At 64.2% G+C, this 16,398-nt stretch carries 16 protein-coding genes; 6 read left to right on the forward strand and 10 right to left on the reverse strand.

Annotation, left to right across the window (positions count from 1 at the left end; all coding sequences use genetic code 11):
- Positions 1-134: 134 nt before the first annotated feature.
- The gene (locus MXAZACID_RS05350; protein ID WP_008493117.1) at positions 135-413 is read right to left on the reverse strand and encodes a succinate dehydrogenase assembly factor 2; all 279 of its coding nucleotides are present in this window, start codon (positions 411-413) and stop codon (positions 135-137) included.
- 49 nt (positions 414-462) lie between these two features.
- On the opposite strand from MXAZACID_RS05350, the gene recG reads away from it, so the two are divergent.
- Entirely contained in the window at positions 463-2,511 is a 2,049-nt protein-coding gene (gene recG, locus MXAZACID_RS05355; protein WP_008493118.1) for an ATP-dependent DNA helicase RecG, read from the forward strand.
- Positions 2,512-2,587: 76 nt separating this feature from the next.
- Here recG and MXAZACID_RS05360 read toward each other — a convergent pair whose 3' ends face one another.
- The gene (locus tag MXAZACID_RS05360; RefSeq protein ID WP_008493119.1) at positions 2,588-3,073 is read right to left on the reverse strand and encodes a cupin domain-containing protein; all 486 of its coding nucleotides are present in this window, start codon (positions 3,071-3,073) and stop codon (positions 2,588-2,590) included.
- A gap of 55 nt (positions 3,074-3,128) precedes the next feature.
- Here MXAZACID_RS05360 and MXAZACID_RS05365 point away from each other — a divergent pair, with 55 nt between their 5' ends.
- Positions 3,129-3,551 carry an NUDIX hydrolase gene (locus tag MXAZACID_RS05365; protein ID WP_008493121.1) on the forward strand — a complete coding sequence of 141 codons (423 nt, stop codon included), beginning with the start codon at positions 3,129-3,131 and terminating at the stop codon, positions 3,549-3,551.
- A 122-nt stretch (positions 3,552-3,673) separates the two neighbouring features.
- Here MXAZACID_RS05365 and MXAZACID_RS05370 read toward each other — a convergent pair whose 3' ends face one another.
- Positions 3,674-4,108: a 6,7-dimethyl-8-ribityllumazine synthase gene (locus MXAZACID_RS05370; RefSeq protein WP_008493122.1), complete on the reverse strand. Its 435-nt coding sequence runs from the start codon at positions 4,106-4,108 to the stop codon at positions 3,674-3,676.
- Positions 4,109-4,152: 44 nt separating this feature from the next.
- A complete protein-coding gene (locus MXAZACID_RS05375) occupies positions 4,153-4,638 on the reverse strand; it encodes a glutathione peroxidase (protein WP_008493123.1) in 486 nt (161 codons plus the stop codon).
- A 29-nt stretch (positions 4,639-4,667) separates the two neighbouring features.
- On the opposite strand from MXAZACID_RS05375, the gene mazG reads away from it, so the two are divergent.
- The 3 genes from mazG to MXAZACID_RS05390 all read left to right on the forward strand — a co-directional run bounded on the left by mazG (position 4,668) and on the right by MXAZACID_RS05390 (position 7,577).
- Positions 4,668-5,456: a nucleoside triphosphate pyrophosphohydrolase gene (gene mazG / locus MXAZACID_RS05380; protein ID WP_008493124.1), complete on the forward strand. Its 789-nt coding sequence runs from the start codon at positions 4,668-4,670 to the stop codon at positions 5,454-5,456.
- The gene (locus MXAZACID_RS05385) at positions 5,453-6,049 is read left to right on the forward strand and encodes a carbonic anhydrase (protein ID WP_008493125.1); all 597 of its coding nucleotides are present in this window, start codon (positions 5,453-5,455) and stop codon (positions 6,047-6,049) included. Before mazG ends, MXAZACID_RS05385 begins: the two co-directional genes overlap by 4 nt.
- 247 nt (positions 6,050-6,296) lie before the next feature.
- Positions 6,297-7,577 (forward strand): Nramp family divalent metal transporter, encoded by a 1,281-nt coding sequence (locus MXAZACID_RS05390; protein WP_008493126.1) that lies wholly within the window; start codon positions 6,297-6,299, stop codon positions 7,575-7,577.
- Here the strand turns inward: MXAZACID_RS05390 and MXAZACID_RS05395 are convergent, their stop codons facing one another.
- On the reverse strand, positions 7,578-8,021 hold the full coding sequence (locus MXAZACID_RS05395; protein WP_008493127.1) for a monooxygenase family protein: 444 nt from the start codon (positions 8,019-8,021) through the stop codon (positions 7,578-7,580).
- A gap of 54 nt (positions 8,022-8,075) precedes the next feature.
- On the opposite strand from MXAZACID_RS05395, the gene MXAZACID_RS05400 reads away from it, so the two are divergent.
- Positions 8,076-8,636 (forward strand): TetR/AcrR family transcriptional regulator, encoded by a 561-nt coding sequence (locus MXAZACID_RS05400; RefSeq protein ID WP_162173871.1) that lies wholly within the window; start codon positions 8,076-8,078, stop codon positions 8,634-8,636.
- Between the two features lie 331 nt (positions 8,637-8,967).
- Here MXAZACID_RS05400 and MXAZACID_RS05405 read toward each other — a convergent pair whose 3' ends face one another.
- The 5 genes from MXAZACID_RS05405 to MXAZACID_RS17700 all read right to left on the reverse strand — a co-directional run bounded on the left by MXAZACID_RS05405 (position 8,968) and on the right by MXAZACID_RS17700 (position 16,231).
- Complete coding sequence (locus MXAZACID_RS05405) at positions 8,968-10,224, reverse strand: MFS transporter (protein ID WP_008493130.1); 1,257 nt, start codon at positions 10,222-10,224, stop codon at positions 8,968-8,970.
- Positions 10,225-10,491: 267 nt separating this feature from the next.
- Entirely contained in the window at positions 10,492-12,642 is a 2,151-nt protein-coding gene (gene pnp / locus MXAZACID_RS05410; protein ID WP_008493131.1) for a polyribonucleotide nucleotidyltransferase, read from the reverse strand.
- 254 nt (positions 12,643-12,896) lie between these two features.
- On the reverse strand, positions 12,897-13,784 hold the full coding sequence (locus MXAZACID_RS05415; RefSeq protein ID WP_008493132.1) for a DUF817 domain-containing protein: 888 nt from the start codon (positions 13,782-13,784) through the stop codon (positions 12,897-12,899).
- Between the two features lie 137 nt (positions 13,785-13,921).
- Entirely contained in the window at positions 13,922-14,392 is a 471-nt protein-coding gene (gene gpt / locus MXAZACID_RS05420; RefSeq protein WP_008493133.1) for a xanthine phosphoribosyltransferase, read from the reverse strand.
- Positions 14,393-14,431: 39 nt separating this feature from the next.
- Positions 14,432-16,231: a hypothetical protein gene (locus MXAZACID_RS17700; protein ID WP_008493134.1), complete on the reverse strand. Its 1,800-nt coding sequence runs from the start codon at positions 16,229-16,231 to the stop codon at positions 14,432-14,434.
- Between the last annotated feature and the right edge of the window lie 167 nt (positions 16,232-16,398).

Consider the following 16,398-nt stretch of genomic DNA (forward strand, 5'->3'; position numbering starts at 1 on the left):
CAACAGCGGGTGGAAAGGCACCAGCCGGGCCCTCCCTTCCACAGACCCGAATTGATGGGATCCTAAGGGACTGAGTCCCTTAGCGGGGGGTGCAGGGGGGCGGCGCCCCCCTGCACTGACCGAGACAATACCCCTCATATCCCGTTCAGGGCGGCTTCGCGGATGCGCCGGAGCATGGGGCTGTCGGCGTGGGCGGGGATGGGTTTGCGGCCGGTGAGCCAGTCGGCGAGTTCGGCGTCGGGGAATTCCATGACGGCTTCAATTTCGTCGAGTTCGGACTCGGACATGCCGGCGATTCGGGCTTTCACGAAGCCGCCGATCATCAGGTCGTTCTCATAGGTGCCGCGGTGATTGGCGCGGTAGAGCAGCCGTTTGCGGCGTGTGTCCAGGGACGCGTGTTCATCTTCGGTCATGACAGCTTGCGGTATAGGGTTGGTTTGGCCAAGAGTTAAGCCCGTGACGATGGAATTTTTGCTGCCTCTGCGCGCTTCGCTGGCCACGCTGCCGGGTCTGGGCGCCCGGCTTTCTGGATTGATGGCGAAGCTAGTGGGCGGGGAGAGCGTGCGCGATGTGCTGTTCCATCTGCCGGTGGAGTATGTGGACCGGCGGGCGACGCCGAGCCTGGCGCAGGCCCAGCCTGGGCAGGTGGCGACGCTGCGGGTGGAGATCGTCAGCCACGAGCCGCCGGGGCGCAAGGGCCAGCCCTGGCGGGTGGTGATGGGCGATGGCACCGGTTTTGGCGAGATCGTGCTGTTTCATGCTGCCCGGCTGTCGCAATTTCCGGTGGGGGCGAAGCTGATTGTCGCTGGCAAGCTGGAGCGGTTTCAGGACCGGCTGGTGATGGCGCATCCGGACCAGGTGACGCATCAGTTCCGCGAGGCGGAGTTTCCCTGGATCGAGCCGGTCTGGCCACTCGCGGCGGGAATTACACCGCGCACGATGCGCCGGGCGGTGCTGGGGGCGCTGGAAATGCTTCCGGAGTTTCCCGAATGGCACGATCCGAGCATTCTGGCCAGGCGCGGCTGGCCAGGTTTTGGCGCGGCGTTGCGCGCACTGCATGCGCCGGCGGAAGTGCCCGGCAAGGCGCCGCGTGAGCGCCTGGCCTATGACGAGCTGCTGGCCCGCCAGATCGCCTTTGCGCTGGTGCGGGCCCGCCGGCGGCGCGAGAGCGGGCGCGTGCTGGCTGGCGATAACCGGCTGCGGGCGGCCGCCTTGGCGAAATTCGGCTTTCCTCCCACCGCCGGGCAGTTGCAGGCGCTGCGCGAGATCGACGCGGACATGGCGGCCCCGCACCGGATGCGAAGGCTGCTGCAGGGCGATGTCGGCTCCGGCAAGACGCTGGTGGCGCTGCTGGCCTGCCTGGGGGCGGTGGAGGCCGGGGCGCAGGCGGCGTTGATGGCGCCGACGGAGATTTTGGCCAAGCAGCATTTCGCGACCTTCAAGCGCCTCTCCCCGGTGCCGGTGGCGCTGCTCACCGGCAGCGTGAAGGCGGCGGCACGCCGGGCGATTTTGCAGGATCTGGCGGATGGCACGCTGAAGATCATCATCGGCACCCATGCGATTTTCCAGAAGAGCGTGGAATTTCACGATCTCGGCCTGGCGGTGATCGACGAGCAGCATCGCTTCGGCGTGGATCAACGCCTGGCGCTGGGCGCCAAGGGCGAAGCGGCGGATCTGCTGGTGATGACCGCCACCCCGATCCCGCGCACGCTGCTGCTGACCCATTGGGCGGAGATGGATGTTTCGCGCATCACCGAAAAACCCAAGGGCCGGGCGCCGATCACCACCACCATGCACCGGCTCTCGGAGCTGCCGAAGCTGCGCGACGCCATCGCCAGGGCAATCGGCGCGGGTGGGCGGGTCTATTGGGTCTGCCCGCTGGTCTCGGAATCCGAGGCGCTGGACATCACCGCCACCGAAATCCGCTTCGCCGAACTGCAGAGCGTGTTCGGCGCGGCGGTGGCGATGGCGCATGGGCAGATGCCGGCCGAGCAGCGCGACGCCGCACTCGCGGATTTCGCCGCCGGGCGGAAGACCATCCTGGTCGCCACCACGGTCATCGAGGTCGGGGTGGATGTGCCGGAGGCGAATGTGATGGTGATCGAGCATGCGGAGCGCTTCGGGCTGGCGCAGCTGCATCAGCTGCGCGGGCGGGTCGGGCGCGGCGCGGCGAAGAGTTTCTGCCTGCTGCTGCATGACAACAAGATCGGCCAAACGGCCCGCAAGCGGCTCTCCATCCTGCGCGACACCGAGGATGGATTTCTGATTTCGGATGAGGATTTCCGCCTGCGCGGGGCCGGCGAGTATCTCGGCACCCGCCAGTCCGGCCTGCCCGGCTATCTGCTGGCGGACCCGGAGGAGAATGGCGATCTGCTGACCATGGCCCGGCAGGATGCGGTGATGACCCTGCAGCGCGACCCAAGGCTGGAGAGCGAACGCGGGCAGGCCTTGCGGATTTTGCTCAATCTGTTCGATCAGCGCGAGGCGATCGAGACGGTGAAGGCGGGTTAGAACAACATCCGATCAAACGGATTCGTTTGATCGGATAAACTTGCTCGCTCAAACAAAAAGCGAGAGCCTGTTCTGCTCACCTCGCCTTCCCGTCATGCGGCCCCATCTCGCGCGCCGGCCAGTCCGTCCAGCCACGCTCGCCGATCGAGGCTTGGTAAGCTGGGTTTTTTGGGTAGGCGATGCGGTTTTGCGGGAAGTTCGGCTCGCCGATCACCAGGAGCCGCACCTCCTCGCCGGTATTATTGAGAAAACTGTGGCAGATGCCGGTGCCGGGCGGGAAGGACACGGCATCGCCGGGGGCGAGTCGGTGCAGATGCCCGTCAAGCCACACATCCGGCGTGCCCTCCAGCACATACACGAATTCTTCCTGCGCACTTTCCGCATGCGGGTAGGAGGTGCGCCGCCCGGGCGGCAGCCTTTCATGGTGAATGGCGATCCGCGTCAGCCCCATTTTGCGGGCAAGCGGCGCGCCAATGCTCATCAGCTCCGTATCGCCCGGATAGGCGGCATCATCCGCATCTTCCAGGTCACGCCAATGGCGGATGCAAGCGGGTCGGGTCATCTTAAAACTCCTCGCATTTGGCTGGATGCCGCAATGGCCCTAGATGATCTAGAATATGAGCCAATATCCCAGCGCGCCGAAAATCGGCATCGGCATCGTTCTCATCAAAGGCGATGAGGTGCTGCTCGTCAAACGCGGTAAACCGCCAGGGGCCGGGCTCTGGTCCCTGCCCGGCGGCAAGCAGGAGCTGGGCGAGACGGCGGAGCAGACGGCGCGGCGCGAGCTGTTCGAGGAAACCGGCCTGCGCTGTGGGACTCTGGTGCTGGCCGGGCATGTGGATTCGATCCATCGTGACGCGGCGGGAGCGATTGAGTTTCACTATACGATTTTGGATTTCGCGGCCCGCTATGCGGGCGGCGAGGCGAAGGCGCAGGATGATGTGCTGGAAGTCGCCTGGGCGACGCGCGATGAGTTTGACCGTTACGGGCTTTGGAGCGAGGCGCGGCGGATCATTGAGGCGGCGTTAAGGTTGGTTTAACGGTGTTGCGAACACCCCCAACGTTTTCGGAAACTTTTTGAAAAAAGTTCCCGACCCTGCGGCGCCTTTCCATCGCCGCTGCACGACGATGGAAGCTTGGGCGCCTCCGCCCTCAAAAACGTTTAGGACTTTAGGCTTGCCCGCGTCTCGGTGATCGCCAACGCCGCTTTCGCGGCTTCCTGGCCCTTGGTGACGAAATGCGCCCGGTAGATCGCGTTATGGTGGTCGGTTTCCTGGTAGTGATGCGGGGTGAGCGAGACCGAGAGCACCGGCACGCCGCTATCCAGCCCGGCGCGCATCAGCCCATCCACCACCGCCTGGGCGACGAAATCATGCCGGTAGATGCCGCCATCCACCACGAAGGCCGCCGCCACCACCGCCGCGTAGCGGCCGGTCTGTGCCAGATCGCGCGCCAGCAGCGGCATCTCGAAGGCGCCGGGCACGCTGAACACATCCACCTGCGCGGCCGGGATCAGCTCCTGAAAGCCCTTCAGCGCCTGATCGACAATATCGGCATGCCAGGAGGCCTTGATGAAGGCAAAACGCGCAGAACTCATGCTCAGACCCTTTCTTGATCGCGCGGACCATAGGCCGTGGCGATTTATCCGGGCAAGAGCGCGCGGGCGATGGCGCGTTTCACCTTCGGTGCGTCGGGCTTGGTGGCGGAGATGAAGAAATCCAGCAGCTGCCCATCCGGGCCGATCAGATATTTGTAGAAATTCCAGCGCGGTTTCGCCAGGAAGCCTTTCTGCGCCACCACCCAGCTGAAGAAGGGATGCGCCGCCTCCCCGATGGCATGCTCTTTCGCCATCATCGGGAAATCCACGCCGTAATTGGCCTGGCAGAACTGGCCAATTTCCTCCGCCGCGCCCGGCTCCTGGCCGCCGAAATCATTGCAGGGCACGCCGATCACCGTCAGCCCGCGCAGCCCATATTCCGCCCAGAGCGCCTGCAAGCCCTCATATTGAGGGGTGAAACCGCATTTGCTGGCGGTGTTGGCCACCAGCACCACGCGCCCCTTCAAGGCCGCCAGCGGATAGGGTTCGCCCCTCAGCGTGCTGAATGAAAACTCATGAGCGCTGGCCATTTTGCGTCCTGCTATCTAAAAACCCGGTCATGTCGAATGAAGCACCGATTCAGGCCCTCATCAACGTGATGGCGGCGCTGCGCGATCCCGAGACCGGCTGTCCCTGGGACAAGGAGCAGGATTTCGCCACCATCGCGCCCTATACGATCGAGGAAGCCTACGAGGTCCGCGCCGCCATCGCGGCGGGCGACCCCGCACAGCTGCAGGATGAGCTGGGGGATCTGCTGTTCCAGGTGGTCTATCACGCGCAAATGGCGGCCGAGCGCGGCTGGTTCAGTTTCGACGATGTCGCCGCCGGGATCACCGCGAAAATGATCCGCCGCCATCCGCATGTGTTCGGCGAGGAGGCCAGCCGCTCCGCCGCCGCGCAGACCGCCGCCTGGGAGAGCCAGAAAGAAGCCGAGCGCGCCAGCGTCGCCCAGCATGGCGCGCTGGACGGGGTGGCGACGGCCCTGCCCGCGCTCAAACGTGCCCAGAAGCTCACCAGCCGCGCCGCGCGGGTGAAGTTCGACTGGCCGGATGCGAACGCCGTGCTGGAGAAGCTGGACGAGGAGATCGCCGAGCTGAAGGCGGAGCTGGCCGAGGCCAAGCCCGCGCGCATTGCCGATGAGCTGGGGGATCTGCTGTTCGTGCTGGTCAATCTCGCCCGCAAGCTCGGCCAGGATGCCGAGGCTTGTCTGGAAGGGGCGAATGAGAAATTCATCCGGCGGTTTTCGCGGGTCGAAACATTGCTGGCACAGTCCGGCAAAACCCCGCGCGACTCGACGTTGGAGGAGATGGAGAGATTTTGGGTCACGGCGAAACAGGAGGGGTTATGAAGACACTGCTCGAAGGGTATGACCGGTTCCGCAGCAATTATTGGCAGGAGCACAAGGACCGCTACACCACCCTGGCGCGCGATGGGCAGTCCCCGCCGGCGATGGTGATCGCCTGTTCGGATAGCCGCGTGGCCCCGGAAGCGATTTTCGACTGCGCCCCGGGCGAGATTTTCGTGGTGCGCAATGTCAGCGCCCTGGTACCGCCCTACGCGCCGGATGACAAGCAGCACGGCACCTCCGCCGCCCTGGAATTCGCGGTGAACTCGCTGAATGTGCGTTCCATCGTCGTGCTCGGCCATAGCCGCTGCGGCGGCATTCGCGCGCTGATGCAGGGCTCGGGTGAAGGCAGCCGGGACTTCGTGGATAGCTGGATGCAGATCGCCACCACCGCGCGCCAGCGCGTCTGCGATGCGCCGGAAAGCCAGGGCGCGGATTTCGACAGCCAGTGCGCCGCCTGCGAGCATGAGGCGATCCGCGTCTCGCTGGCCAATCTGCTGAGCTTCCCCTGGATCAAGGAACGGGTGCTGGATGGCCGCCTGACCCTGGCCGGGCTGCATTTCAATGTCGAGACCGGGCATCTGCAGATGGTCTGAAACCGATCAGGCTGATCTGAAAATTTCATAATGATCGGCAAGGCGCGGCGTTCAGCAATGAACGGCGCGCCTTTTCAATGGATTAGCCTCCGAATCCCAAAAGACAGCGGCGCAGACATGCCCTTGTAAAATTTGTAGCCAAGGTTACATTTTTCACGCGTGCATCGCGGCGCGCTGGATCCTCAAGCATGAGTATCCAGCTTTAAATTCAGCGCGCAATTTCATGCGCTAGGAGTGACCAGGCAGAATGGATGCCGAGACAGATACCGGGCTGAGCCGCCGGACCGAGGCCGAGATCCACGCCGTTCTGGCGGGGCGCCGGCTTGGGCTGCGCACCGCCTTGCTGTTCGCCGGCCCGGCGCTGATCGCCTCCATCGCCTATATGGACCCAGGCAATATCGCCACCAACATCCAGGCCGGCTCCTTCTATGGCTACCGGCTGCTCTGGGTGGTGCTGCTGGCCAATGTCATCGCCATGCTGTTTCAGGCACTCTCCGCCAAGCTGGGGCTGGTGACCGGGCGCAATCTTGCCGAGACCTGCCGCGAGCATCTGCCGCGCAAGCTGATCTATTTCATGTGGGTGGTCAGCGAGGTGGCGGCGATGGCGACCGACCTCGCCGAGTTCCTCGGCGGCGCCATCGGGCTGGCATTGCTGTGCCATCTGCCGCTGCTCGCGGGCATGGGGATCACGGCGGTGCTCACTTACGTGTTTCTGGTTCTCGGCGGGCGCGGCTTCCGGCCGATGGAGCTGATGATCGGCGGGCTGATCCTGGTGATCGCGGCCTGCTATCTGGCGGAATTATTCATCTCCCCGGTGCAATGGGGGCAGGCGGCGCGCGGCGCTGTGCTGCCGATGCTGCCGGATGCGAATGCGCTGACCATCGCGGTGGGGATCATCGGCGCCACCGTGATGCCGCACGCGCTCTATCTGCATTCCAGCCTCACCCAGCACCGCGTCACCCCGCGCGACGATAGCGAGCGCCGGACGCTGCTGCGCTTTTCCAACCGCGAGGTGGTGATCGCGCTGAGCCTGGCGGGGCTGGTGAATATGGCGATGGTGGTGACCGCCGCCGCCGCCTTCCATGCCGGGCATCCGGATGTGGCGGATATCGAAACCGCCTACCACACCCTCACCCCGCTGCTCGGCCCCGCCGCGGCCGGCGTGTTCCTGGTGGCGCTGATGGCCTCGGGCCTCTCCTCCTCGGCGGTGGCGACGATGGCCGGGCAGTCGATCATGCAGGGCTTTGTCACCTTCTCCATCCCGCTCTGGCTGCGCCGGCTGATCACCATGCTGCCGGCCTTCGCCGTGGTCGGGCTGGGGGTGGATGCGACGCGCGCGCTGGTGCTGAGCCAGGTGGTGCTCTCCTTCGCGCTGCCGGTGCCGATGATCGCCCTCGTCGCCTTCACCCGCCGGGTGGATATCATGGGCCGCTTCGCCAATTCCCGGCTGCTGAACGGGCTGGCCGTCGCCGGGGCGGCGTTCATATTGGGGCTGAATATCGTGCTGCTGGTGCAGATGCTGGGCTGATCACCCCATCCGGCCACGGCTGCTCTTATAGGCGCCTTCAACAGCCTGCGGCGGGGCGATTTTCTGCAAGCCCAGCGGGGCCGGCATATCCAGATAGATCCCCTCCATGCCGCCGCTCTTGCGATAGGCCTCGTGCCAGAAGCCGGTGCCGGCGGGGTCCTTGATGAAATCGCGCCACCATCCGGCATGCGCGCCGGTGCGGGTGAAGGCTTCCAGACTGTCCATATCCCGCCAATATTGCCGCATGCCGACATGCAGCGCCCCGAACAGCATGAATTCATGCGCCAGCAGCCCATCCGGCTGGGCGGCGACGGCGCGCTGGATTTGCGGACCGAGCCGCGCCAGCGTGGCAACCCCGCGCAGGCTTCTCACCCGCATGCCGAGATACACCACCACCAGCTCAGGAATCGTCGATAAATCAACCGAAACGCGCTTGGAAGCCATAGCGACCTCGATTATGTTGACAGTGTCAACTGTTTTTCCATGATGGAGTTATCAGTGTCAACCAATTCTCCGGAGAAACGCGAATTGCGGGCAGCGTTGATCACCGCCGGCCGGCAACTGCTGGCAGAGGCGGGGCTGGCCGGGCTGTCGCTGCGGGCGGTGACACGCCAGGCCGGGGTGTCCCCCACCGCCGCCTACCGATATTTCGCGGACCGGGAGCATTTGCTCGCGGCGATTGCGACTTCGGGGGTATGGGAACTCACAGCGGATCTCGAAGCCGCCGACAGGCTTGGGGTGGACAAGCTCCAGGACCAGGCTTGTGCCTATATACGTTTCGCGGTGGCCAATCCGGCTTTGTACCGGCTGATTTTCGGGCCGGAGCGGCTCAGCCATTATCCGGAGCTGGAGAGTGCGCTGGCGGCGGCCTATGGGGTGCTGGCGGCGCGGGTGGCCAAGCAGGCGGCACCGGGCCGCGCGACCGACAAGACGATGGCGTGCTGGTGCCTGGTGCATGGGCTGGCGAGCCTGGCGATTGATTCACGTCTGCCGCCGGATGCCGGGCCGGCGCAGCTGCTGGCGGCGCGGCTGACCGCGACGCTGAGTTTGGAAAATTAGCGCAATATGGGTTCAGGTTGACGCGCCAGCGTCATCTTAAACACGTGAAATGGCTCGCCAAAACATCAATAGAGTGAGTGGGTGTAAACCTATCTCGCCTAAACCATAAATGTTTTGGTTCTGTTCCAGATCTTCATTCATCTGGCCATTATGTCGATCCCGAGTCTCTTCGCCTTTTGCCCTTGACGCCACGGGCAAAAGGCGAAACCCTGCAATGATCGAAATAATGCTGATCCTTCAAGACGTTGAAGATATAAGCCTGAAACTTATCTGGGACAGCCCCAATGTTTTTGGGATGGCGCGTTGCGACAAAGAGCGGCCCCAAAAACGATTATCTATATAATCTCATCCGCCGCTGCGCCGCCCAGATCGCCGCCAGCGTGATCAAGGCCGTCACCACCAGATACAGGGCCGGGCTGCGCGGGCTGCCGGTTTGCGCGATCAGCCAGGTGAAGATGAACGGCGCCGAACCGCCAAACAGAGCGATACCGATGGAATAGCCGGTGGAAAGACCGATCCCGCGGCCCTGGATCGGGAACACCAGCCCCATGAACCCGTTCAGCGGCGCGTTATAGGGCAGCGCCACCAGATTGAAGAGGATCGGCATGCAGAACAAAGCCGCCTCGGTGGGATAATGCTGCAGCAGGGTGAAAGCCGGATAGGCCACCACCGCCATGCCGATGCAGGAGCCGATCATCAGCCCGACATTGCCGGTCCGGTCGAACAGCCGCGCCAGGAATAGCCGCAGCGGGATGATCAGCATCAGGATCAGATACAGGATGAATATCGCGGAGAGCGCCTTGTGCGGCTGCATATGCAGCTGCGTGGTGGCGTAGGTGGGCAGGTAGAGCCCCAGATAGGTCTGCGCCGTGCCGATCGCCACCAGGCCGCCGGCGATGATGATCGCGCCGGGCAGGATCGGGTGCCGGCCCGGGTTTTCCGCCTGCTGGCGCTTGAAGGAAGGCGCATCCTCCAGCCGCCTGCGCAGGATCAGCACGACCACACCGCCAATCGCCCCCAGCAAAAAGGCGATGCGGAAATTCTGCAGCCCGAAAAACCCTTGCGGATGCAGCGAGAGCAGCCAGGCCACCCCCACCGCCAGCAGCCCGGAAATGTTCTGGCTGATGCCCTGGAAGCTGGCCGCATGCGTCTCCGCTCCTTCGGAATGCTCGATCATCAGCGCCGTGGAGCTGCCGAATTCGCCGCCCAGGGCGAGCCCCTGCAGCAAGCGCGCGGCCAGGATGCCGAACGGCGCCCACAGCCCGATCTGCGCATGGCCGGGCAGAATGGCCATGAACAAGGAGGCGAGGCTCATCATCGCCACGCAGAGGATCATGCAGAAGGCGCGGCCTTTCACATCGGCCAGCCGCCCGAGGATGATGGCGCCGATCGGCCGCGCGAAGAAGGAGACGCCAAAGGTGCCGAAGGTGAGCAGCAGCCGGGCGGTTTGGCTATGGGCGGGAAAGAAGCTCTGGCCGATCGCCAGGGCGAAATAGCCATAGACCATGAAATCGTAGAATTCGAGCGCATTGCCGGCCGAAGCGGCGGCGATCAGTCTGGCCCGCGACACGCGCCCTTGTTGTGTCATTCACCCACATCCCCTGCTGGTTCAGGCGATTATGGCAAGCGCGCCGCCGCAACGCAAAACGGCGCCCAGAGGGCGCCGCGCAAAAGTTTTTGGGCGAAGGCGGCGAAGGTTCCGCCGCCGCTATGCGGCGGTGGAAGGCCGCCGGAGGGGCCGCTTTTTTTCAAAAAAGCGGCGAAGAACGTTTGGGGTTTTGGCAACGCCGGTGCCACCGCCCCGAACGTTTTTGCAGCCCTTTTTGAAAAAAGGGCTGCACCCCAAAAACTTTTTTTAACCTTCGGCCTGCTCGCGCTTGCCCTTGGTGGAGCCAACCTGGTCGGAGATGTCCGCGCCGGTCTCCTGGTCGACCACGCGCATGGAGAGCTTCACCTTGCCGCGATCATCGAAGCCGATGACCTTCACCTTCACCGCATCGCCCTGCTTGACCACATCGGTGGTCTTGGCAACCCGGCCCTGGGCCAGCTCGGAGATATGGACGAGGCCGTCCTTGGCGCCGAGGAAGTTCACGAAGGCGCCGAAATCGGCGGTCTTCACGACCTTGCCATTATAGATCACGCCGACTTCCGGCTCCGCCACGATGCCCTTGATCATGTCGAGGGCCGCCTGGATCTTCTTGTCGTCGGAAGCGGCGATCTTCACCGTGCCGTCATCGCCGATATCCACCTTGGCGCCGGTCTTCTCGACGATGTCGCGGATCACCTTGCCGCCGGTGCCGATCACGTCGCGGATCTTGTCCTTCGGCACGGAGGTGGTGACGATCTTCGGCGCGTTGGCGGAGACGCCGTCGCGATTGCCGGTGATCGCCTTGGCCATCTCGCCGAGGATGTGCAGGCGCCCACCCTTGGCCTGCTCCAGAGCGATCTTCATGATCTCCGGGGTGATCGAGGTGATCTTGATGTCCATCTGCAGGGCGGTGATGCCCTCTTCGGTGCCGGCCACCTTGAAATCCATGTCGCCGAGGTGATCCTCGTCGCCCAGAATGTCGGACAGAACCGCGAAGCCCTTATCTTCCTTGATCAGGCCCATGGCGATGCCCGCCACCGGGGATTTCAGCGGCACGCCGGCATCCATCAGCGACAGCGAGGTGCCGCAGACGGTGGCCATGGAGGAGGAGCCGTTGGACTCGGTGATCTCGGAGACAACGCGCAGCGTGTAGGGGAAGGCTTCCTTGGTCGGCAGCAGCGGGTGAACCGCGCGCCAGGCCAGCTTGCCATGGCCGATTTCGCGGCGGCCGGGTGAGCCCATGCGGCCGGTCTCACCGACGGAGAACGGAGGGAAGTTGTAATGGAGCATGAAATGCTCCTTGAACTCGCCCTCGATGGCATCCACCACCTGCTCGTCCTGAGCGGTGCCCAGCGTGGCCACGACCAGCGCCTGGGTCTCGCCACGGGTGAACAGCGCCGAACCATGGGTGCGCGGCAGCACACCAACCTCGGAGAGGATCGGGCGGACGGTCTTGGTGTCGCGGCCATCGATGCGCAGGCCGGTATCCAGGATGGCGTTACGGACGATATCCGCTTCCAGCGCCTTGAACAGCCCCTTGGCGGCCTCGGCGTTCAGCCCTTCCTCGGTCAGCTTGGCGGCGGCCTCTTTCTTGGCGGCGGCCAGCTTCTCGTAACGGACCTGCTTCTGCGTCTCCTTGTAGGCCTCGGTGATGGCGGCGCGGGCCAGCGCATCCACGCGCGCCTTCAGGGTCTTGGTCTCCTCGGATTCCTCCGGCAGATCCCACGGCTCCTTGGCGGCGGATTCGGCCAGCTCGATGATCGCCTGGATCACCGGCTGGAAGCTCTGATGGCCGAAGGTGACCGCGCCCAGCATCACCTCTTCGGAGAGCTCGGAGGCCTCGGACTCGACCATCAGCACGCCTTCGGTGGTGCCGGCGAGCACCAGGTCCAGCTTGCTCTCTTCGCGCTCGCTGGTGGTCGGGTTCAGCACATACGCGCCGTTGATGTAGCCAACGCGGGCCGCACCCACCGGGCCGAAGAACGGAATGCCGGAGAGGGTCAGCGCGGCGGAGGCCGCCACCAGGCCGACCACGTCCGGATCATTGTCCAGATCATGGCTCAGCACGTTCACCACAACCTGCACTTCATTGCGGAAGCCTTCGGGGAAGAGCGGGCGGATCGGGCGGTCGATCAGGCGGGAGACCAGCGTCTCCTTCTCGGTCGGGCGGCCTTCGCGCTTGAAGAAGCCACCGGGAATGCGGCCGGCAGCGTAGAATTTCTCCTGGTAGTTCACGGTCAGCGGGAAGAAATCCTGCCCCGGCTTGGCGGATTTGGCGCCGACCACGGTGGCGAGCACAACAGTGTCGCCATAGGAGGCGACGACAGCGCCATCAGCCTGGCGGGCAACCTTGCCGGTCTCCAGAATCAGGGTCTTGCCACCCCACTCCATCTCTTTGCGGAAGAATTTATCGAACATACACGGACTCCGTCGCGGCGTGCGGAGCAGAGCCCAAGGGGAATCATACGCAGACAGCCGGGTTTTCGGGGCGGCGCCTCGGGCGGCATGGGTCTGGCTGGGGCAAGAAACCCGCAACCACGGACCATGTGGCCGGAAACGCCGCAAGGTTTCAAAACCGGCGACGGCGCGGATCATCCCGATGGCGTTTTTGCCCCGAACGGCCGCAGAAAACGCCGCGCCACCATGGCACGGCTGCGGTTGTCTAGCCGGTTTTACCCGGCAAGGCTAGCTTGCCCCCTCACCGCCCGCCTTTGGGCCAGTGCCACCAGCGTGTAGGAGACCAGCATCAACAGGAACCAGGAGAGCAGCTTCGTGAAGGAAACCATGTGCCAGGCCGCCCTCTGGTCCGGGTAACGCCAGATCTCGGTGAAGGTGCCGATATTCTCCGCGAACCAGATGAACAACGCGACCAGAAAGAAGCCCAGCAGCAGCGGCATCCAGCGCTCACGCCGCCAGGGCCGGTAATAAACCCGGGTGCGGCCGAACAGCAGAATGGCGGCGAGCAGCAGCAGATAGCGAGCATCCGGCAGATCATGATCGGTGAAAAAATTCACATAGATAGCCAGCGCCAGGGCGCATAAGGCGGGCAGATTCGGGTGATGGGTGAAACGAAGGCTGAGCAGCCGCCAGGTCCGGAACAGATAAGACCCGATGGCGGCATACATGAAGCCGGTGAACAGCGGCACGCCGCCCAGGTGGAAATGCGTCGGCTCGGGATAGGTCCAGGCGCCGATGGCGGTTTTGAAGATTTCCATGACCATGCCGGTGATGTGAAACACCAGAATCACCCGCGCCTCGGCCCAGCTTTCCAGCCGGAAGCGCAGCATTCCGGCCTGGATGGCCAGGGCGGCGAGGAAGAGAAAATCCAGCCGGGTAAGCAGCGCGTGGGTGGGATACAGAAACCGGGTGAGGATCGCCAGCGCCAGCAGCAGCCCGCCGAACAGGCAGGCCCAGCCCTGCTTGATGCCAAAGCGTAGAAATTCATACGCGAACCGGGCAACTGGCCCGCGCGTGGCCATGTCATCGCCAAGCCGCGCTTCCCAGCCGATCGCCCCGCGCAGGACCGGCCAGAGCGCGGCTTGGCTTTCAGGCCCGGTCATGCCAGCCCGTTAGCACGGTTTGCGGCGACAGGCGCCGAGAAATGTCCGGAGCGGTAACAACCTCATTGCCCCCACCCCGAACATTTTCGCCGCTTTTTTGAAAAAGCGGCCCCAAAAAACTTTTGCAATCTTTAGCTTTAGCTCTTGCGCGCCAAAGGCGCGACGAATTGCGGCTCGGTATCCCACGGAAACAAAATCCAGGTATCCTGGCTGACCTCGGTGATGAACGTATCCACCGTCGGCTTGCCGGCGGGCTTGGCATAGACCGTGGCGAAATGCGCCTTGGGCAGCAGCGCGCGCACATGCCGGGCGGTGGTGCCGCTATCGACCAGATCGTCGATGATCAGCCAGCCCTCGCCATCGCCCGCCGCCGGGGCCGGCTTGGTGACATGCGGCTCGCCGCGAGTCTCGTCGTCATAGGTGACGACGCAGATACATTCGATCAGCCGGCAATCCAGTTCGCGGGCGATGATCGCGGCCGGGATCAGCCCGCCGCGCGTGACCGCCACAATGCCCTTCCACGGCCCCGCCGCATGCAAACGCCAGGAAAGCGCCTTGGCGTCACGGTGTAGCTGGTCCCAGGTGACGGTGAAATAATGCTGTGCCATGGCGGTTGCCCTTAATGAAGCGTAACGGCAGGAGCAAGATCATACGGGGCTGAGCTGGGTTTCGATCAACTCCGCGATGTGAGCGGCCGCATGGCAATAGACCAGCCGGTCGAAATGCAGGATGTCGGGATAAACCGCGTCCGGCGGCGCGAACTCCCATGGATCGACGAAATGCGCGTCGGGCGCCATGGCCTGCAGCCAGCCATTCATGCGGGCGGCGCTGGGCCTTGGATGCGCGGGCTCATCCGCCCGGTGGCGCCATCGGCTGGGGGCGAGCAGGAACACCACCACCGCCCCCTGGCGCCGTGCCGCCGCCATCAGCCGGTGAATGACCGGCTCCAACAGATACTCAAATAGCGGGCCGACACACCAATAATCCCGCCGCAATGTCTCCCACGCCTCATAATGCGCGGGCTCGGTCATGATGTCGCGCATCGCCTCGGGCGAAAACCGCGTCAGGTCCTGAGTCGCGCGGGCATCGCCCTGGGCGGCGAAGGGCAGCGTCAAAGGCAGTGTCTTGTGTTTGTAGAGCTGCATGAAATCATCGACCCAGAGGGAGAAGACCCAGGCCTCGCGTTTGCCCGGCCGGGGGTCGCTCAAGGCCGAGCGCCAATCCGCCGCCTCATGGCCGAGCGCTTCCAGCGCCGCGCGTATCTCGCCTTCGGGGGGTGACAGCGCGTGGTCCAGGAACATCGAATGCTCAATCCGAAAGGCCCGGTTGCCCCGCGCCGCCGCCAGCTCTTCGCTCACCTCATCGGCCAGCGGGCGCAGATAATGCGCCAGCGCCTGCATCTCACAGCCGCCGCGTAACACCAGCCTGTCCACCAATTTAGGCCCGCGCGCCGGGGTGAAGCTGGAGGACGCGTCGAGCGTGATCCAGTCAATCTCGGTGGCGCGGAACGGATCCCCCGCCACCTCGCCGACGATCTTCAGCGCCGGGCTGGCGATATGCCGATAAATGAAGGCCTCCACCCCCAGATTGAGGACACGGCAGGAAAAACAGAACTGCGTCAGCGTGCGCTGGCCAAAGAACATCTTGCCGCAATAAAACCCGGCAAACCCATAATCGCCGTAATCGTCGATCACCCGCACCAGCCCGGCAAACACATCGGCGCGCACCAGCGTGGCACGCAGCTGCGCGCGCGCCGCCTCAAGATCTTCCGGCAGTCTGGATTTGGTGAAATTCAGCTGGTTGGTCCGGTTGATCAGCTCGATCGCGCGATCCAGATGCGGCTCCACATCGTGCTCGATGCTCACCCGCACATGGCTCGCGCGCAGGAAGGCCAGATGCCCATCCTTGGTGGCGCTGAACGCCTGTTGGCGCGCCATCAGCTGGCGATATTGAGCCAGGCGTGCATGCGCCGGGTCCGGCTTGCCGGCCAGGCGGGGGTCATCCAGCAAGCCAGCAACAATCTCCGGCCCGGCGGTCTGCAGGCCGGGCACGTGGAACCGCGCCTCGGCCAGATTGGCCGGCTCGTCATCGATGAACAGGATGGTTTCCGGCCGTAGCTGCACCGCCTCCACCAGGGCGGCCAGGCGCGCGCCCTTTGGCGTCCAGTCGATGCTGGGGAAGATGAAATGCTCCCAGACCCCCTGCCCCTGCAGCGTGGCTCTGGCGGCCTCCAGATCGTTCTTCGAACAGATGCTGTTCATGATGCCGCGCCCCACCAGCGTGGCCAGTATCACTGGCCATTCCGGCCGGGGGCTTATCCCGTCTTCGGCCAGCGTGCCATGCCAGCCGACCCCATCCAGGTCCCAGATCACCAGCCGCACCTCCGGCACGGGCAAAGCCATGGGCACGGGCGTGTCGCCGAACAGGATCTGGCGGAGTTCGAGCACGTGAGACACCTCCCTGCCTTGAGCGCATCGAGCTTTTAGCTTGATGCGCTCACTTTTGCTTTTGCGAGCTATTTTATGTGGTTATCTTGACGCTCCCGCGTCAACCTAAACACTATTGCTCTACCAGCGCGCGCCGCGGGCAATGGCTGAACCCTACAAGCCGGCCA

Origin of the sequence: Acidocella sp. MX-AZ02, from assembly GCF_000306035.1 — a bacterium.
In the GTDB taxonomy this organism is placed as follows: domain Bacteria; phylum Pseudomonadota; class Alphaproteobacteria; order Acetobacterales; family Acetobacteraceae; genus Acidocella; species Acidocella facilis.